General features: G+C 73.0%; 18 protein-coding genes. 15 read left to right on the top strand and 3 right to left on the bottom strand.

Annotated elements, in window-relative coordinates:
- The 3 genes from cdd to VM324_14125 form a co-directional block, all read left to right on the top strand.
- Window positions 1–406 (top strand): cytidine deaminase (gene cdd, locus VM324_14135; protein ID HVM00428.1); only part of this gene is annotated, 406 nt, incomplete at its 5' end.
- 75 nt (window positions 407–481) lie between these two features.
- The gene (locus tag VM324_14130; GenBank protein ID HVM00427.1) at window positions 482–1,702 is read left to right on the top strand and encodes a hypothetical protein; all 1,221 of its coding nucleotides are present in this window, start codon (window positions 482–484) and stop codon (window positions 1,700–1,702) included.
- 20 nt (window positions 1,703–1,722) lie between these two features.
- A complete protein-coding gene (locus VM324_14125; protein ID HVM00426.1) occupies window positions 1,723–2,733 on the top strand; it encodes a carbohydrate kinase family protein in 1,011 nt (336 codons plus the stop codon).
- Here VM324_14125 and VM324_14120 read toward each other — a convergent pair.
- Window positions 2,724–3,140: a helix-turn-helix domain-containing protein gene (locus VM324_14120; GenBank protein ID HVM00425.1), complete on the bottom strand. Its 417-nt coding sequence runs from the start codon at window positions 3,138–3,140 to the stop codon at window positions 2,724–2,726. The two genes, VM324_14125 and VM324_14120, sit on opposite strands and share 10 nt — an antisense overlap.
- Window positions 3,141–3,242: 102 nt before the next feature.
- Between VM324_14120 and VM324_14115 the strand changes: the two genes are divergently transcribed.
- The 5 genes from VM324_14115 to uppS all read left to right on the top strand — a co-directional run bounded on the left by VM324_14115 (window position 3,243) and on the right by uppS (window position 7,731).
- Window positions 3,243–4,154 (top strand): trypsin-like peptidase domain-containing protein, encoded by a 912-nt coding sequence (locus VM324_14115; GenBank protein ID HVM00424.1) that lies wholly within the window; start codon window positions 3,243–3,245, stop codon window positions 4,152–4,154.
- A 483-nt stretch (window positions 4,155–4,637) separates the two neighbouring features.
- A complete protein-coding gene (locus VM324_14110; protein ID HVM00423.1) occupies window positions 4,638–5,165 on the top strand; it encodes a PDZ domain-containing protein in 528 nt (175 codons plus the stop codon).
- 82 nt (window positions 5,166–5,247) lie between these two features.
- Window positions 5,248–6,165, top strand: coding sequence for a GTPase Era (gene era, locus VM324_14105; protein HVM00422.1), 918 nt, complete (start codon window positions 5,248–5,250; stop codon window positions 6,163–6,165).
- Between the two features lie 109 nt (window positions 6,166–6,274).
- The gene (recO, locus tag VM324_14100; protein HVM00421.1) at window positions 6,275–7,003 is read left to right on the top strand and encodes a DNA repair protein RecO; all 729 of its coding nucleotides are present in this window, start codon (window positions 6,275–6,277) and stop codon (window positions 7,001–7,003) included.
- Window positions 7,000–7,731, top strand: a complete 732-nt coding sequence (uppS, locus tag VM324_14095; GenBank protein ID HVM00420.1) for a polyprenyl diphosphate synthase — start codon at window positions 7,000–7,002, stop codon at window positions 7,729–7,731. The genes recO and uppS overlap by 4 nt, the downstream gene beginning before the upstream one ends.
- Before the next feature lie 20 nt (window positions 7,732–7,751).
- Here uppS and VM324_14090 read toward each other — a convergent pair whose 3' ends face one another.
- The gene (locus VM324_14090) at window positions 7,752–9,227 is read right to left on the bottom strand and encodes a fused MFS/spermidine synthase (GenBank protein HVM00419.1); all 1,476 of its coding nucleotides are present in this window, start codon (window positions 9,225–9,227) and stop codon (window positions 7,752–7,754) included.
- 223 nt (window positions 9,228–9,450) lie between these two features.
- Between VM324_14090 and VM324_14085 the strand changes: the two genes are divergently transcribed.
- The 5 genes from VM324_14085 (at window position 9,451) to VM324_14065 (ending at window position 15,528) form a co-directional block, all read left to right on the top strand.
- Window positions 9,451–10,590, top strand: coding sequence for an amino acid ABC transporter substrate-binding protein (locus VM324_14085; protein HVM00418.1), 1,140 nt, complete (start codon window positions 9,451–9,453; stop codon window positions 10,588–10,590).
- A 105-nt stretch (window positions 10,591–10,695) separates the two neighbouring features.
- The gene (locus tag VM324_14080) at window positions 10,696–11,904 is read left to right on the top strand and encodes an ABC transporter permease subunit (GenBank protein ID HVM00417.1); all 1,209 of its coding nucleotides are present in this window, start codon (window positions 10,696–10,698) and stop codon (window positions 11,902–11,904) included.
- Window positions 11,904–13,154: an amino acid ABC transporter permease gene (locus tag VM324_14075; protein HVM00416.1), complete on the top strand. Its 1,251-nt coding sequence runs from the start codon at window positions 11,904–11,906 to the stop codon at window positions 13,152–13,154. The genes VM324_14080 and VM324_14075 overlap by 1 nt, the downstream gene beginning before the upstream one ends.
- Window positions 13,155–13,173: 19 nt before the next feature.
- The gene (locus VM324_14070; protein HVM00415.1) at window positions 13,174–13,953 is read left to right on the top strand and encodes an amino acid ABC transporter ATP-binding protein; all 780 of its coding nucleotides are present in this window, start codon (window positions 13,174–13,176) and stop codon (window positions 13,951–13,953) included.
- 126 nt (window positions 13,954–14,079) lie between these two features.
- Window positions 14,080–15,528: a glycine--tRNA ligase gene (locus VM324_14065; protein HVM00414.1), complete on the top strand. Its 1,449-nt coding sequence runs from the start codon at window positions 14,080–14,082 to the stop codon at window positions 15,526–15,528.
- Between the two features lie 22 nt (window positions 15,529–15,550).
- Here VM324_14065 and VM324_14060 read toward each other — a convergent pair whose 3' ends face one another.
- Window positions 15,551–15,901, bottom strand: coding sequence for a hypothetical protein (locus VM324_14060; GenBank protein HVM00413.1), 351 nt, complete (start codon window positions 15,899–15,901; stop codon window positions 15,551–15,553).
- Window positions 15,902–15,962: 61 nt separating this feature from the next.
- Between VM324_14060 and VM324_14055 the strand changes: the two genes are divergently transcribed.
- Together VM324_14055 and dnaG are read left to right on the top strand one after the other, a co-directional pair.
- On the top strand, window positions 15,963–17,000 hold the full coding sequence (locus tag VM324_14055) for an HD domain-containing protein (GenBank protein ID HVM00412.1): 1,038 nt from the start codon (window positions 15,963–15,965) through the stop codon (window positions 16,998–17,000).
- A gap of 47 nt (window positions 17,001–17,047) precedes the next feature.
- Window positions 17,048–18,411: DNA primase (gene dnaG / locus VM324_14050; GenBank protein HVM00411.1), on the top strand; the 1,364-nt coding region annotated here is incomplete at its 3' end.

Below are 18,411 nucleotides of genomic sequence, written 5' to 3'. Positions count from 1 at the left end.
GGCCGGCGGGGGTGTCGGCGGGAGTGTCGAGCGCGGCCCGCTCGTCGAGCGGGCGCGGGCGGTCCGCGCGAACGCGCACGCCCCGTACTCGGGCTTCGCGGTCGGCGCGGCCCTGCTCGCCGGCGACGGGCGGATCTTCGTTGGCGTGAACGTCGAGAGCGCCGCGTTTCCCGCGGGCGTGTGCGCCGAGCGGGCCGCCCTCGCCGCCGCGCTGGCCGCCGGCGCGCGCGAGCTCGTCGCCATCGCGGTCGCGGGCAGCGGCCACGTCCCCTGCGTGCCCTGCGGGGTGTGCCGCCAGGCCCTGCACGACCTCGCGCCCGGCCTCGAGGTGCTCGCCGCCGGTGAGGGCGGGGAGGCGGTGCCCTATCGCCTGCACGACCTGCTGCCGCACCCCTTCGGGCCGTAGGCAGCGCCTTTCGGGAGGTCGGGCGATCTTGCTGTATGCATGGAACACTGAGCGCAGGTGTGCGAGGATGCGGGCATGGCGCGTCGGGGAGCTGGAGAAGCCGTATGCCCGCAGGTCGTCGCCGCGCGGGGGCAGCGAGCCACGCGGCGGCGGCGTGTCCTCATGGCGGGAACGGTGGCGGGATGCGCGGTCGTCGTGCTCGCGGCGATGCCGGTGGGGGCGCAGGTCCTGCGGCAGGTCGACGTCGTCGAGCCGGGCGCCGGCACCGCGGTCTCGGTGGCCCGCGTGGTCGTCGAGGTGCGCGGGGTGGGCTCGGCCCAGTCCGCCCAGGCGCGGATCCTGTCCGCGGGGCAGTCGCGGGTCGTGGACCTCGCCGGCCCGGAGAGCATCCCCGCGGGCAGCCGGTGGACCGGCAACCTCGACCTCGCCGGCCTTCCGAACGGTCCGGCGCGCGTCGAGGGACGGGTGCAGTTCTCCGGGGCGAGCGGCCCGACCGAGTGGAAGGGCAACGACGTCCGTCTCGACCTGCCCGCGCCGCCGATCGGCCTCCACGTCGCGCCGGTCCCCGGCCACGCCGACGCGGTGTCGCTGTCGTGGCCGGCGGCGGGCGTGCCGGACGTGACCGGCTACGAGGTGCAGCGCGCGCTCGCCGGGGGCGGCTACACGCACCTGCTCACCGCCCCTCGCGACCAGCTCTCCCACACCGACGTGGGCCTGCCCCCGGGTGACCACCGCTACCGGGTGCGGGCGGTGCGCCCCGGTGCCTCCGGCGCCCGGCCGGGACCGTGGGCGGAGGGGGTCGCGATGATCGCCGCGCCGGCCGCCGGGCAGGGCGGCGACGGGAGTGGCGCCGGGGGGCCGGTGTCCGGTGTGGCCGCGGCTCCGCCGACGGGTGGCGGGATCAGTGCACGGCTGCGGTCGGGGACCGAGGGCATGGCCCTTCCGGACGGACCCATGCTGGCGCCGCAGGTGGCGCCCCGCGACCTGCTGCCGTACCCATTGGCGGAAGGTCCGCAGGTCGCCGCGCCCGAGAGCGCGGCCGGCGGCGGCGGCGACCAGATCCTCGCCGTGACCCACGAGGGGGAGGGGTTCGGCAGCGACGCCGTCCGCCTCGTCGGGCTGGGGCTCGTAGGACTTCTCGCCGCGCGGGCCCGCCGGATCGGCGACCCCGACCGTCGCCGGGGGCCCCGCCTCGGCGCCCTCACCGCCGGCGCCGGGGCTTCCGGCGCCGCCTCGGGCGGTCAGGAGGTCTGGCGCGGCGCGCGCGAGTGGCCCCGCACGCGCACCTCCGCGTAGCCGACCCGGGAGGACCCACCGTGCGCATCGCCGTCAGCGGCAGCATCGCGACCGACTACCTCATGACCTTCCCCGGTCGGTTCTCCGAGCTCATCGACCCCGACCAGCTCAGGCGGCTCAGCCTCAGCTTCCTCGTCGACGACCTGGAGGTCCGCCGCGGGGGCGTGGCCGCGAACATCTGCTTCGGGATGGCCCAGCTCGGGCTGCGCCCCGCGCTCGTCGGCGCGGTGGGCCACGACTTCTCCGACGACTACGAGGCCTGGCTCCAGCGCCACGGCGTCGACACGGCGTCCGTGCGCTTCTCCGAGGACCGCCACACCGCCCGCTTCTTCTGCACGACTGACCTCGACGAGGCCCAGCTGGCCTCCTTCTACGCCGGCGCCATGGTCGAGGCCCGCGCCATCGAGCTCGCGCCGGTCCAGGCGCGCCTCGGGGGCCTCGACCTCGTCGTCGTCGCACCCAACGACCCGGAGGCGATGCTCCGCCACACCGAGGAGGCGCGCGCACGGGGCATCCCGTTCGTCGCGGACCCCAGCCAGCAGCTGGCCCGGCTCGACGGTGAGCAGATCCGCACGCTCGTCGACGGCTCCGCCTACTTCATCGCCAACGACTACGAGCGGTCGATCTGCGAGTCGAAGACCGGCTGGTCGGGTGCGGACGTCCTCGAGCGCGTGGGCGTGCGGGTGACGACCAGGGGGCCCAAGGGCTGCGTCGTGGAGCAGGCCGGGGAACCTCCGCTGGAGGTCCCCGCGGTGGCCCCCGACGACGGTGCCACCGTGGAGCCGACGGGGGTCGGCGACGCCTTCCGGGCGGGGTTCCTCGCCGGCCGCGCGTGGGACCTCGACCTCGTCCGCAGCGCGCAGGTGGGGGCGCTGCTCGCCACCCGCGTCCTCGAGTCGGTCGGCACCCAGGAGTACCGCATCGAGCCGGCGCGCTTCGTCGCACGCATGGCGGCCGCCTACGGCGACGCCGCCGCCGCGGCGATCGCCCCGCACCTCGCTACGCGGCCGCCGGGCGGTCCTCAGACGTAGCTGAGGTCGCTCGCCTCCCCGTCCTCGAGCGTCCGCCCGCACGTCGGGCAGTGCCAGCGGGCCTGAACCGGGGTGCCGCACGCCTCGTGGCGGATCGCCGACGCCTCGCCGGCGTAGGCGCTGCCCCACTGCGCGAGCAGGCGCAGCGCGCTCGCGAGCTCCTCACCGGCGGCGGTGAGCTCGTAGGTGACGCGCAGCGGTCGCGTCGTGTAGGGGGTGGTGGACAGCACGCCCTGCCGCTCGAGGTCCGAGAGCCGCCGCGACAAGATGTTCGGCGCGATGCCCTCGACCGCCTCCTGCAGCTCGTTGAAGCGGCGCGGCCCGTCGAGCAGCGCGTCGACGATGAGCAGGCTCCAGCGGTCGCCGACGCGGGCAAGGGCGGCGGACAGGGGCGAGGCGGTCGTCATGGGGGCGAGGGTACCCCTTGCAGAACCCCGACACTAGTGGATAGCATTATGCAAGTAGCAATTGAGTGAGCGCAGCGGTACAGCCGCGGAAGGGAGCGGGTCATGGACGCCATCGAGCAGGTCGAGTCGGCGGTTCGGCGTGCCGCGGCCCAGGTGGGTCCCGCCGTGGTCGGTGTGGGGCCACGACCGGGGTCGGGTTCCACCGGGGTGGTGGTCGGCGAGGGGCGCGTCCTCACGAACGCGCACAACGTGACCGGGCGGGAGATGACCGTGACGTTCGCCGACGGGCGCAGCGCCACGGCGCAGCTCGCGGCCGCCGACGTCGACGGGGACATCGCGGTCCTCACCGTGGACACCGGCGCGGCCCCGGGCGTCGTCTGGTCGGAGACCGCGACGGCGGTCGGGACCGCGGTGATCGCCCTGGCGAACCCGGGAGGGCGGGGCCTGCGGACGACCTTCGGGCTCGTGTCGGCGACCGAACAGGCCTTCTCGGGGCCGCGGGGGAGGCGGATCACCGGCAGCATCGAGCACACCGCCCCGCTCGCTCGCGGCTCCTCGGGGGGGCCGCTGCTCGACGTGGCCGGACGGTTCGTCGGGCTGAACACCAACCGCCTGCGGGGTGGGTTCTACCTGGCCCTGCCCGCGCACGCCGACCTTCGGGACCGGGTGGACGCGCTCGGCCGGGGACAGGCTCCCCGGCGGGTGCGGCTCGGGCTCGCGCTCGCGCCGCCCGAGGTCGCGCGACGCCTCCGGGAGTCCGTCGGCCTGGCGGCGCGCGACGGGCTGCTCGTACGGGGCGTGGAGGACAACAGCCCCGCCGACCGTGCGGGGCTGCGCCGAGGCGACCTGCTCGTCGAGGCCGCCGGGCAGCCCGTGTCGACGAGCCAGGCGCTGTTCACCGTCCTCGACGGGCTCGACGCCACCGACGCGCTCTCGCTCACCATCGTGCGCGGCAACGAGGAGATCGCCGTGAGCGTGCCGTTCACCGCGACCCGGGAGGAGGGCTCGGCGTGAGCGCGGTGCCGGTCGCCGCACCCGACGAGCGAGCCGCCCTCGACGCCTACTCCCAGGTGGTGGCCGCGGTAGCCCGGCGCCTGCTGCCGGCCGTCGCGAGCCTGCGGGTCACCGCGCCCGTGCGCGGCGGTCACCGCACCGTCGGCACCGGCTCCGCCGTGGTCCTCACCCCCGACGGGTTCCTCCTGACCTCCGCGCACGTCGTCGAGTCGGCCAGGCGCTTCCGGCCGGCCTCGGACGACGCCGAAGCGGGGAGCGCGACCTTCGCCGACGGGCGGGAGCTGCCGTTCACGGTCGTCGGCGCCGACCGCCTGTCGGATCTCGCCGTGTTGCGGGTGGCCGGGGGCGGCCTGCCCGCGGCCGACCTCGGCGACGCGGGCGCCCTCGTCGTCGGTCAGCTCGTCGTCGCGGTCGGCAGCCCGCTCGGGTTCGCGGGCTCGGTAAGCGCCGGGGTGGTCAGCGCGGCTCGGCCGCTCCTTCCCCGTGCGCTCCACGCGGGCGGCCCGCCTCGTGGAGAACGTCATCCAGACCGACGCGGCGCTGCACCCGGGCAACTCCGGCGGTGCGCTCGCCGACAGCCGCGGGAACGTCGTCGGGATCAACACCGCGGTGGTCGGCCCGGGAGCCGGGCAGGGCCTCGGCCTCGCGGTGCCGGTCGACAGCACCACGCGCGGGATCATCGGCGCCCTCCTGCGCGACGGGCGCGCCGGCAGGGCCTACCTCGGGGTGGCCGGCGGCGCGCGCCCGCTGCCGCCGAGGGCCGCGGCGGCGACGGGACGGCGCACGGGTCTCGAAGTGCTGTCCGTCGTGGCCGGCAGCCCCGCCGCGGACGCCGGCCTGCGGCCGGAGGACCTCATCGTCGCCCTCGACGGCGCGGGCGTCGGCGACGTCGGGGACCTCCAGCGCCTCCTCGACGGTGAGCGGATCGACCGGCCGGTCGCGCTGCAGGTGTGGCGCGGCGGGGCGGAGCGGATCCTGCAGGCGCGTCCGAGCGAGCTGCCCGACGATTGACCACGGGATTGGCCCCGGTTCCCCCCATGGCGTTGCGCTCCCTCCGCGGGGCGACGAGCAGGGCTCGGGGTAGGGTGCGGGCATGCGCTCAGGGTTCGTCGCCATCGTCGGGCGCCCGAACGTGGGGAAGTCCACGCTGCTGAACGCCATCGTCGGGCAGAAGATCGCAATCACCACGCCGGTTCCGCAGACCACCCGTCACGCCATCCGGGGGGTCCTCCACCGCCGGGGCGCGGGGACGGGGTCGCCGGGCGGGGACGAAGACGACCTCCAGATCGTGTTCGTCGACACGCCGGGGATCCACAAGCCCAAGTCGCTGCTCGGATCGCGCCTCAACGACGTCGCGCGGGGGGCGCTGTCGCACATCGACTGCGCCGTGTTCCTCGTCGACGGCGCCGACGGCATCGGCCGCGGGGACGAGTTCCTCGCCGGCCTGCTCGCCGACGTCCCCGTGCCGAAGGTCGCCGTGCTCAACAAGATCGACCGGCTGCACGGCGACCGGCAGCTGCCGGGCCTGGCGCGCCTGGCCGAGCTCGGCGACTGGGAGGAGGTCGTCCCCGTGTCCGCGGCCACCGGCGCCGGCGTGGAGACCCTCGTCGAGCTCATCGCCGCCCGCATGCCCGAGGGGCCGCCGTACTTCCCGGAGGGCCAGGTCACCGACCAGTCCCTCGACCAGCACGTCGCCGAGATCATCCGGGAGAAGGCCATCACGGCCATGCGCGAGGAGGTCCCGCACTCCATCGCCGTGGTCGTCGAGGAGATCGAACCCCCCGAGGAGCCCGACGGCGTCACGAAAGTCTACGCGGTCGTCTACGTCGAACGCGACTCGCAGAAGGGGATCGTCATCGGCAAAGGAGGCCAGGGGCTGCGCACCATCGGCACCCGCGCCCGCGAGGAGCTCGAGCTCATCCTCGGCGGCCGCGTCTACCTCGACCTCCGGGTGAAGCTCATGAAGGAGTGGCAGCGGGACCCGAAGAAGCTCGAACGCCTCGGCTACTGAGCCCGCCCCGCCCGCCCCCTGTCCCAGCGGGTCTGCACTCTCGGGGACTGCGTCCCGCCGGGGGCGGGGTGCGCCGGCTACCGACCGCGGGCACATACCCTGGACGGTCATGGCGCTGTACCGCGAGCAGGGCATCGTCCTGCGCACCTACAAGCTCGGCGAGGCGGATCGCATCGTCTGCCTGCTCACGCAGGGGCGGGGCAAGGTCCGGGCCGTCGCGAAGGGGGTGCGCCGGCCGACGTCGCGCCTCGGGGGACGCCTCGAGCCGTTCAGCCACGTCGACCTGCAGCTCTACGAGGGGCGCAACCTCGACATCGTCACGCAGGTCGAGCTCATCACCCCGCACGCGGCGGTGCGGGCGGACTTCGCCCTGTCGGCGTGCGGCTCGGCCATGGCCGAGGCAACCGACCGCGTGGCCCAGGAGGGGGAGCGGTCCAACCCGCTGTTCCTCCTGCTCATCGACGGGCTGCGGGCGCTCTCCCGGCCGGCGGCCGACCCGGCGGCCATGCTCGACGCCTGGCTGCTGCGCCTGGCCGGGGTCGCCGGCTACCACCCCTACCTCGACGCGTGCGCGGGCTGCGGGCTGCCCGGTGCCCACTCGGTGTTCCACATCGCCGCCGGCGGCCTGCTGTGCCCCGCTTGCGCTCCCGCGGGCGCTCGCGGGATGGATCCGGCCGCGGTCGCGCTGCTCCGCCGCCTTGCGCGGACGGACCTCGTCGACGTCTGCCTCGCGCCCCACGAGACCCCGGTGCGCCGTACCGCCGCGGCGCTCGTCAACAGCTTCGTGACCTACCATCTCGGCAAGCCGCTGAAGTCCTGGGACCTCGTCCCACGGTGAGCCGCCAGCCGCACGGGCTCGACCCCGACCACCTTCCCGCCCACGTCGGGATCATCATGGACGGCAACGGCCGCTGGGCAGGCCAGCGCGGTCTGCCGCGCAACGCCGGGCACGAAGCCGGCGAGGCGGCCCTGTTCGACACCGTCGAGGGCGCGCTGGAGATCGGCCTGGACTACCTCACGGTCTACGCCTTCTCCACCGAGAACTGGAAGCGGCCGCCGTCGGAGGTCCGGTGGTTGATGAACTTCAACCGCGACCTCCTGCTGCGCCGCGCCGACGAGCTCGACGAGCGCGGCGTCCGCGTCCGCTTCCTCGGCCGCAGCGGACGGCCCGTCCCGCGCCGCCTCGTGGAGATGATCGAGCAGACCGAGGCGCGCACCGCCCACCACACGCGCATGACGTTCCAGGTCGCGTTCAACTACGGCGGCCGGGCGGAGCTCGTCGACGCCGCCCGCCAGGTCGCCGCGGACGCCGCCGCCGGCCGCCTGCGGCCCGCCAAGGTCACGGCCAAGTCGCTGCAGGCACGGCTGTACCTCCCCGACGCCCCCGACGTCGACCTGCTCATCCGCACGTCGGGCGAGCAGCGACTGTCGAACTTCCTGCTCTGGCAGGCCGCCTACGCCGAGCTCGTCTTCACCGACGTGCTCTGGCCCGACTTCACCCGCCGCGACCTGTTCGCCGCCATCGCCGAGTACCAGCGCCGAAGCCGTCGGTTCGGTCGCGTGTAGGCGCGCCGGCGGGCACGCTTCTACTGGGGGTGGGGGGTGAGGAGCTGGTCGACGGGGGCGTGGTCGTCGGTGAGGACCCGCGCGCTGCCGACGAACTCCTCGTAGCGCGAGCCCGTGACGACCTCCTCGTCACCGCCTCGGGCGTCGATCTCCCGGCGGATCGCCTCGGCGTCGATCGGTGCGTCCGAGCCGACGAGCACGAAGTTGCCACCCTCCGCACCGAGGATCCGCCGCAGCGGCGCCACGAGCGCGACGTGGTCGAACACCGCCGCGAGCGTCGCCGCCTCCGCCCGCGCGAAGCGCGACGGGGGGAAGTCGATGACGTTGATCATGTAGACGCCACCGGGACGCAGCGTCGCCCGGACGTCGTGCACGAACTCGGCGGTGGTGAGGTGCCAGGGGACCGCGAGGCCTCCGAAGGCGTCGCCGATCACGACGTCCCAGCGTGCGGCGGGCTGCGCCGCGACACCGAGACGGGCGTCGCCGGTCTCCACGCGCAGATCCGGCCCGGTCTGCAGGCCGAGCTCGTTGCGGGCGACCGCGACGAGCATCGGGTCGAGCTCGAGCACGAGGCTGTCCGACCCCGGGCGCTCGGCGGCGAGGTAGCGGGGCATCGAGAACCCCCCGCCGCCGATGTGCAGCGCGGCGACGGGCTCGCGGGGAGCCGTGGACGCGTCGATGACGTCGGCGAAGACCTGGGTGTAGCCGAAGCCGAGGTGGCGGGGGTCGTCGAGGTCGACGTAGCTGTGGCGCAGCCGGTCGAGGACGAGCACGCGTCCGCTGTCGCGGTCCTCCGCGGCGTCGACCCGGGCACAGAAGTAGGCGCTTTCGAAGTCGCAGGGGCTCGGCAGGAGCAGGGCCAGCCCGCCGGCCACGACGGCGAGCATCACGAGGGGAGCGGGGAACTGCTCGCGCTGGGGAGCAAGCCACCACCAGAGGCCGAGCCCACCGAGGACGAGCAGCCCGCCGAGGCCCACGACGATCGGCCGGCTGGGCCAGGCGGCGACAAGCAGGAAGCCGGTGGCGAACGTGCCGAAGATGGCGCCCGCCGTGCCGAGGGCCGACAGGCGACCGACGACCTCCCCCGTCTCGTCGAGACTTGCCAGCTGGAGCTTCACGACCGTCGGGGTGACCGCCGACAGCACCGCGGCGGGCGCGAAGAATCCCGCCAGCGACAGGATGATGATGACGAGCGGGCCGCCGCCGCCTGCCAGGGCGGAGCCGAAGAACGTGACCGCCGGCACGGCCGCCAGGGCGAGCACCCCGCCGATCAGCACCATGGGTCCGAGCAGTCGTCGGGGGTCGACGCGGTCGGCGAGCCTGCCGCCGTACCAGCTGCCGACCGCGATGCCCGCGAGGACCGTGCCGATGATCCCCGTGTAGGTCTGCAGCGTCACTCCCACGTACGGCGCGAGCAGCCGCGCGGCGAGGATCTCGAGCACGAGCACCGCCGCGGAGGTGGCGAACACGACCAAGCCGGCGGCAAAGGCAGGCATGGCGCCAGTATGCCCGCCGCGGTGCCGCACCGTCCGCGCCCCACGAGGCCCGCGGACGGGCATGGGACGCATACGAACGCCCTGACACGTAGCGTCAGCCGCCCAACTATCAAAGTAGTGGCAGGCCCCCGCGGCGTGGTTTACCCTCTAGACACCGCGTGCGGGCTTTCGGGTGCCCGCCGATCCGTGGGCGGGATGGCTGCCCAGAGTGAGGATGCTGCTCATGCGCAAAGCAACCCTGAAGATGTGGCCGCTCGTACTCGCCCTCGCACTGCTCGCCTCGGCGTGCAACGGCGGCGGCGCCGAGCCGGAGCCGGGCCTACCCGACGACGGAGAGGACGTCGGCCTCGGCGAGGGGCAGGACACGCAGACCGACCGGGGCAACGGCAAGCTCGCGCAGGTCCGTGAGCGCGGCGAGCTCATCTGCGGCATCAACGACGTCGTCCCGGGCTTCGGGTTCATCGGCGAGGACGGGGAGCCCGAGGGCTTCGACGTCGACCTCTGCCGGGCCATCGCGGCCGCCGTCCTCGGTGACGCCGAAGCCGTGCAGTTCCGGCCCGTGGCCGTGGCCGAGCGCTTCACGACGCTGCAGGCCGACGAGATCGACGTGCTGTCGCGCAACACGACCTGGACGGCCGCCCGTGACGGCACCGAGGGCGCCGCTTTCGTGACCACGACCTACTACGACGGCCAGGGGATGATGGTCCGCGCCGCTGACGGCTTCGGATCGATCGACGACATGCAGAACACCGTCATCTGCACCCTCGAGGGCACGACCACCGAGCTCAACCTCGCTACCCGCTTCGCCGGTATCCCCTACGAGCCGGCCACGTTCAGCGACACCGAGGACATCCAGGAGGCGTTCATCGCCGACGCCTGCGACGGGTGGACGTCCGACCTGAGCCAGCTCGCGGCGCGGCGCGCGGTGTTCCCCGAGGAGGCCGGTGGCCCGGAGTCGCTCGTCATCTTCGACGAGGTCTTCTCGAAGGAGCCGCTTGGCCCGGCCGTCGCCGACGGAGACCAGGAGTGGTTCGACGTCGTCAACTGGACGGTGATCGGGCTCATCCAGGCCGAGGAGTTCGGCATCACGTCGGACAACCTCGCCGAGTTCGACGACACGGAGAACCTCGACATCCGCCGGTTCCTGGGGTTGCCGGGCATCGAGGGCGAGGACGAGGGCGTCGTGTTCGACCCGGGTCTCGGCCTCGACACCGACTTCAACCGCACGGTGATCGAGCAGGTCGGCAACTACGGTGAGCTCTTCGAGCGCCACCTCGGGCCCGACACGCCGTTGGGTCTCGAGCGTGGCACGAACGCGCTCTGGACCGACGGTGGTCTGCTCTACGCACCTCCCTACCGCTAGGGTCGCGCCCGGGGCGGCGGCGACGCCGCCGCCCCGGCCCACGCCCCACCGCGGGGTCCGGCGCCCGCCCGGGGCGGCGTTCGCGTATCGTGGGGGCGCAGGCCCGTGAGCAGGGGGACCGGCGTGGCGGGTGGCGGTGAGCAGACCGCGGTGCGGCAGACCCGCCCGCCGCCGTGGCGCGACGTGCGGATCATCCGGGTCGTCGCGCAGGTGGTGTTCCTCGTCGCGGTCTTCTTTTTCCTGCGCTTCCTCTTCACCACGCTCATGACGAACATGCGGGCTTCGGGCCTGCCGACGGGCTTCGCGTTCCTCGACCAGCCGACGGGCTTCGACATCCGGGGCGCGGACGACTTCCGGCCGTCGCAGCCCATCCGAGACGCCCTGCTCGTGGGCTACGCGAACACCATCCGCGTCGCCGCCATCGGCATCGCCCTCGCCACCGTCGTCGGCGTCCTTCTCGGCATCGCCCGCCTGTCGACGAACTGGCTCGTGCGCAAGGCGGCGGCGGTGTACGTGGAGGCGATCCGCAACACCCCCGTGCTGCTCATCATCGCGTTCATGTACTTCGCGGTCGTGCTCGCGGCGCTGCCCGGCATCGCCGACGCGGTCAACGTCTTCGGCGCGATGATCCTCTCCACGCGCGGAATCTGGATGGTGTGGGGCGAAGCCACCCAGCCGCTCGGCCCGTTCCTCGCCGTCCTCGGCGTGGGCCTCGCCGTGGCCGTCGCCCTCGGCGTCTGGCGCACGCGCCTGTGGGACGAGACGGGCACACCTCACCATCGCGTCCTCTGGGGCGCGGGGGCGCTGCTGCTCATCGGCGGCGTCGGCTACGTCGCGCTCGGCGCCCCGATCGAGGTCACGCTCCCGACCCGGGAGGGACGCCTCGTGACGGGCGGCATCGAGCTTCAACCGACCTACGGGGCGCTGCTCGCCGGGCTTGTCATCTACACGGCGAGCCACATCGCGGAGATCGTCCGCGGTTCGATCCTCGCGGTGCCGAAGGGCCAGACCGAGGCGGCGCAGGCCATCGCCTTGTCCGGGTTCCAGCGCATGCGCTACGTCATCCTGCCGCAGGCGGCCCGCATCGCCGTCCCGCCGGTCGCGAGCCAGTACCTGAACCTCACGAAGAACTCCTCGCTGGCCATCTTCGTCGGCTACGTCGAGCTCACCCGGGTGACGTTCACCGCCATCGGCAACGCCAACCCCGCACCGCAGCTCGTCGCCATCCTCGCCCTCGGCTACCTGACGCTCTCGCTGTTCATCTCCGCCATCGCGAACGTCGTGAACCGCTCGCTGGCGTTGAAGGCCCGGTAGTGGCCGAGACCGTCGAGACACCGCAGGTCGAACCGGCCGAGGAGTCCCCCGTCCTCACCGAGGACCCCCTCACGCAGCCCGCGGCGACGCCCGGCGAGTGGCTGCGGGCCAACCTGTTCAGCACCTGGTACAACGCGCTGTTCACCGTCGTCTTCGGCGCGTTCCTCGGCTACGCCTTCTTCCGCCTGCTCCTGTTCGTCTTCGTGACGGCGAACTGGGAGATCGTCCGGGTGAACCTCACGACGTTCATGGTCGGGCGGTTCCCCCGCGGGGAGCTCTACCGGGCGTGGGTCGCCATCGGCCTGGTGTCGGCCGTATCCGGTCTCGGGGTTGGCGTCGCGGCGCGCCGGCGTGGGCGGGCGAACCGCGTCGCGCTGCTGCGCATGGCCGCCCCGGGGATCGTGTTCGTCGCGGTGCTGCTCGCCCTCACGTCGACGGCGACGCCCGCGCTCATGGTCGCCCTGTCGGCCCTCGTGGCGCTCGGTAGCCGCACCGTGGGCATGCGCCTGCCCCCGCGCGTGGGCCGCTACATGCCGATCCTCTACGTCGCAACCGTGTTCGGCGCCTACGCCGCGTTCTCCGCGGGCAGCCCGATGACCTACAACAACTTCCAGGGCCTGCTGCTCAACGTCTTCCTCGCTATCGCCGCCATCACGCTGTGCTTCCCCTTCGGGGTCCTGCTCGCGCTGGGCCGGCGGTCGACGTTCCCGGCCGTGCGGCTCGTGTGCGTCGGCTACATCGAGCTCATCCGCGGTGTGCCGCTCATCACGCTGCTCCTCATGGGCGCAACGATGCTCGGCTTCTTCGTCCCGGCAGGGATGACCCGGCCCGGCCAGGTCACCCGTGCCCTCGTCGCCTTCGTGCTGTTCGCGGGCGCCTACGTCGCCGAGGACGTCCGCGGCGGCCTGCAGAGCATCCCGCCGGGTCAGGTCGAGGCGGCCAAGGCCATCGGCCTGTCGCCGCTGAAGACGACCCTGCTCATCGTGCTGCCCCAGGCGCTTCGCAACGTGATCCCCGCGCTCGTCGGCCAGTTCATAAGCCTCACGAAGGACACGGTGCTGGTCGCGATCATCGGCCTGACCGACGTCCTGCGCGTCGCGCGCGCCGTGACGAGCCAGCCCCAGTTCGCCGGCCAGGGGCTGCAGGCCGAGACGCTGCTGTTCACGGGCTTTCTCCTCTGGTCGATCTGTTTCACGATGTCGCGGGCGAGCCAGCGCCTGGAGAAGCGACTCGGGGTGGGGATGCGATGACGAGGAAGGTGCGACGCCGATGACCGAGACGGCTGTTCCCGCCGACGCCACCCGTGCGGGCGGCACGGGCGACGTCATGATCTCCTGCGAGGGGGTCGACAAGTCCTTCGGCGACTTCCAGGCGCTCAAGGACATAAACCTCGCGGTGGGCCGCAAGGAGGTGGTCGTCGTCTGCGGCCCGTCGGGGTCGGGCAAGTCGACGCTCATCCGCTGCATCAACCGTCTCGAGAAGCACGACCGCGGACGCATCGTCGTCGACGGCGTCGAGATGAGCGACGACCTGCGCAACATCGCCGAGATCCGCCGCGAGGTCGGCATGGTGTTCCAGCAGTTCAACCTGTTCCCGCACCTGACCGTGCTCGAGAACGTCACCCTTGGCCCCCGCCAGGTACGCCGGTGGAACAAGAAGAAGGCCAACGAACTGGCCATGCAGATGCTCGAGCGGGTGCGCATCCCCGAGCAGGCGCCCAAGTACCCCGCGCAGCTGTCCGGCGGCCAGCAGCAGCGTGTGGCGATCGCCCGCGCCCTGGCGATGCAGCCGAAGGCCATCCTGTTCGACGAGCCGACGAGCGCCCTCGACCCGGAGATGATCAAAGAGGTCCTCGACACCATGCAAGAGCTCGCCGAGTCGGGGATGACGATGATCTGCGTCACCCACGAGATGGGCTTCGCACGCCAGGTCGCGCACCGGGTCGTTTTCATGGCTGACGGCCAGATCGTCGAGGTCGGCACCCCGGAGCACTTCTTCACCAACCCGCAGGAGGAACGCACGAAGCTGTTCCTGTCCCAGATCCTCTGAGGCGCCAGGCCCCTGCTCCGACGCAGGCGCCGAGAGGCGCCGTGGGGTGGGCCGGAGCGGATCGGGTAGGCTCGACGCATCCCGTCGGCAGCGCATGGGGTGCCCCCTGTCCAGGAACGAGCCACGATGAGCGAGACGACCACCGAGCTGAGCCCTCCCACCGACCGCGACCTGCCGCCCGCCGCGGACGTGGGCGTGACGGTGGTCGAGGCCGACGCAGACACCACGGCCGGTTCGCATGACACGGACATGGCCACCATCGTCGAGCTCTGCAAGCGCCGCGGCCTCATCTTCCAGTCCTCGGAGATCTACGGCGGGCTCCGGGGCGCCTGGGACTTCGGCCCGCTCGGTGCGGCCCTGAAGGACAACGTCAAGGCGGCGTGGAGGCGGGCCATGGTCCAGCTGCGCGACGACGTCGTCGCCCTCGACGCGTCGATCCTCATGCACCCGCGGGTGTGGGAGGCGTCAGGCCACGTCGAGGGCTTCACGGACCCCCTCGTCGAGTGCACGTCGTGCAACCGCCGCTACCGCGCGGACCAGATGGAGACGAACAAGGCGGGCGAGCCGTACTGCCCGGAGTGCGGCGGCACGCGGTTCACCGCACCGCGGGCGTTCAACCTCATGTTCCGCACGTTCGTCGGCCCTACCGAGGACACGAGCGCGCAGGTGTGGCTGCGTCCGGAGACGGCGCAGGCCATGTTCGTCGACTTCGCGCACGTCCAGCTCACGAGCCGGCAGAAGATCCCGTTCGGGATCGCGCAGGTCGGGAAGAGCTTCCGCAACGAGATCACGCCGCGCAACTTCATCTTCCGCGTCCGCGAGTTCGAGCAGATGGAGATGGAGTTCTTCGTCCGTCCGGGCAGCGACGAGGCATGGCACGACTACTGGATCGCCCAGCGCTGGAACTGGTACGTCGGTCTCGGCATGCGCCCGCAGAACCTGCGCATCCGTCCCCACGCGGCCGACGAGCTGTCGCACTACGCGAAGGCGACGGTCGACGTCGAGTACCGCTTCCCGTTCGCCTGGTCCGAGCTCGAGGGCATCGCCAACCGCACCGACTTCGACCTGCGCCGCCACGCGGAGTTCAGCGGAAAGGACCTGTCCTACTACGACCAGGACCGCGACGAGCGCTACGTGCCCTACGTCATCGAGCCGGCTGCGGGGGTGGACCGCTCCGCCCTGGCCTTCCTCGTCGACGCGTACCGCGAGGAGACCGCGGTCTCGGCCTCGGGCAAGCAGGAGCGCCGCACGGTCCTGCGCCTGCACCACGCTCTCGCGCCGGTCAAGGTGGCGGTTCTGCCGCTGTCGCGCAACGAGCAGCTCGTGCCGACCGCCCGCGAGGTCAACGACGTGCTGAAGCCACGGTGGATGGCCCAGTACGACGACGCGGGCTCGATCGGCAAGCGCTACCGGCGGCAGGACGAGGTCGGGACGCCGTTCTGCGTGACCGTGGACTTCCAGACGGTCGAGGAGGACCGGGCCGTCACCGTCCGCGACCGCGACTCCATGTCCCAGGACCGCGTCGCGATCGACCGCCTGACCGCCTACCTCGACGAGCGGCTCCGCCTCGGGTAGGCCCGGACTCCACCGCCGGTGGTCAGTGGTGGCCGCCCCAGCGCCGGTACGGGTCGGGGGACGCATCGGGGCCGCCCCGCCGGGCGGTCGGCGGAGGCGGCGAACCGGCGCGGTCGCGGAGCAGCGCGGCGAGGTCGGACTCCATCCGGGCGCTGCGCATGAGCAGCTCGGCCAGGGCCCGGGCCGACCAGGCGGCCAGGCGCAGGCCCGCCCCGCCGACGAAGGTGAGCCCCCAGGCGACGATCGCGAAGCCGATGGAGCCGTCGCGGAACAGCAGCCCACCCGCGAGCACGCCGGCTGCGCCAACCGCGTAGACGAGCGCGTCGGCCACCCGTGCGGCGACGTGCAGCTCGCGTGGGCGGACGGTTTCCATGGGTGTTCCTGTCGTGGGCGCCTGACCCGGTGCGCAGGACCCCGATGCTACGATGACGCCCGTGAAGCGGCTCGACGCAGTACGGGAGCGCACTGAGGATCTTGAGCGCGCGAGCCTGTCCACGTGGGCGACGCTCGCGTCGGGGAGCAAGGGCCGGGACCGCTACGAGGACGCCGACCGGTTGCGGACCGCGTTCCAGGTCGACCGTGACCGCGTCCTGCACGCCCGGGCGTTCCGGCGTCTGAAGGACAAGACCCAGGTCGTCCTCTCCCTCGACGGCGGCCATGACCGCGTCCGGCTCATCCACACCCTCGAGGTGGCCGAGGTCGCCCGCACCATCGCTCGGGCACTGCGCCTGAACGAGGACCTCGTCGAGGCCATCGCCCTCGGCCACGATCTCGGCCACACGCCCTTTGCCGACGCGGGCGAGGACGCGTTGTCGGTCTTCGCCGAAGGGCCCTTCCGCCACAACGAGCAGAGCCTGCGGGTCGTCGAGCGCCTCGAAGCCGGCGGGCGCGGGCTCAACCTCACATGGGAGGTTCGCGACGGCATCCTCAACCACAGCCCCGGGATGCCCGAGCCGGCCACGCCCGAGGGACAGGTCGTGCGGCGCGCCGACGCGATCGCCTCCACCACCCACATCCTCGACGATGCGGTCCGCGCGGGGCTCGTGGTCCCGCAGGATCTGCCGCTCGACATCGTGGGGGTGCTCGGCGCCACCCACGAGCAGCGCGTCACGACGCTCGTCACCGACGTCGTGGCCACCTCGCTCGACCAGCCCGAGGTCACGATGAGCGCGCCAGTTGTCGAGGCGCACCGGCGGCTGGAGGGGTTCCTCACCGCCCGCGTCCACCAGCGCGCCGATGCGAACGCCGAGCGCGACAGGGCGGTGCACACCCTGCGCTGCCTCGCGGTCTTCTATCTCGAGAACCCCAGGGAGCTGCCCGGCGAGCACCGCCGGGGTGGGCCGCTTGAGACCCGGGTTCTCGACTTCATCGCGGGGATGACCGACGGCGAGGCGTTGCGCACGTTCGCCGCGCTGTTCCTGCCCGGCGGCGCAGGTGCGCGCGAGCCCCAGGCCGGGCGCCGCCGCGCGTAGACTGGGCGCTCCGCGCGCTTGACGACCGCTGGCAGCAAGGGGTACAGGTGCCCGGCCGGATCAACGACGACGACATCCAGGCTCTGCGCGAGCGGGCCGACATCGTCGCGGTCGTCGGTGACTACACGGCGCTCAAGGGAGCCGGTGCGCGGCTGAAGGGCCTCTGCCCGTTCCACGACGAGAAGACGCCGTCGTTCACCGTCGACCCGACCCGGGGGCTGTTCCACTGCTTCGGCTGCCAGGTCGGCGGTGATGTCTACGGGTTCCTCCAGCAGATCGAGGCGCTGAGCTTCCCCGAGGCGGTCGAGCGGCTCGCGCGGATCACCGGCTTCCCGTTGCGCTACGAGGAGCTCAGCCCCGGGCAGCGCAGTGCGCTCGGCCGGCGTACCCGCCTGACCGAGGCGCTCGGCGAGGCGGCACGGTTCTTCGAGCGCGCGCTCGCCGGACGCGACGGCGGCCCCGCCCGGGCCTATCTCGCGAGCAGGGGGATCGACCGCTCCGATGCGGAGCACTTCCGCCTCGGCTGGGCCCCCGACGCCTGGGACACGCTCGTCGGCCACCTGCGCGGCGCCGGGTTCACCGCCGAGGAGATGGCTGACGCGGGACTCGCCACCCAGGGAGCCAACGGGCCGATCGACCGGTTCCGCGGGCGCGTGGTGTTCCCGATCCTCGACAAGGCCGGCAAGGACGTCGTCGCGTTCGGGGGTAGGCTCTTGCCGGGCGTCGCGCTGCGAACGGCACCGCGGGAAGGCGCCCCGCCCAAGTACATCAACTCTCCCGAGACCGAGGTGTACCGCAAGGCACAGGTGCTCTACGGCCTCAACTGGGCGCGTGCGGAGATCCAGCGCCGCGACACGGCACTCGTTGTCGAGGGCTACATGGACGTCATCGGCCTGCACACCGCCGGTGTGCGCCATGCCGTCGCGACGTGTGGCACGGCGCTCACCGCCGATCACTTCCGCCAGCTCGAGCACTTCGCGCCGCGGGTCGTGCTCGCGCTCGACGCCGACGAGGCGGGTGCCGCGGCCGCCGAGCGCGCCCGCGCCCTCGCGGAGGAGGTGGGTGTCCGCGAGATCGGGGTGCTGCCGCTGCCCGAGGGCACCGACCCGGCCGACCTCGCAGCCGACGGCGCCGAACGCGTCGAGCTGGCGCTGCGACAAGTGAAGACCGCCGTCGAGTTCCAGATCGAGCACCTCCTGCGCCGTGCGGACGTGACGACCCCCGAGGGCCAGGTGGCGGCTTACCGGGCGACGTTCCCGCTGCTCGCGCGCCTCGGCGACCGGGCCCTGCGCTACCGCTACATCCGCGACGTCGTCGCGCCCGCCGTCGGGTTGTCCGCCGACCGCATCGAATCCGAGCTCGACGCGCCTCCCGCCCCGGCGGCCGCCGCCCGTGGCGCCTCGCCCGCCCC

The organism is Egibacteraceae bacterium (assembly GCA_035540635.1).
Classification (GTDB): Bacteria; Actinomycetota; Nitriliruptoria; order Euzebyales; family Egibacteraceae; genus DATLGH01.
This window is presented reverse-complemented; position numbering and strand designations above follow the sequence as displayed.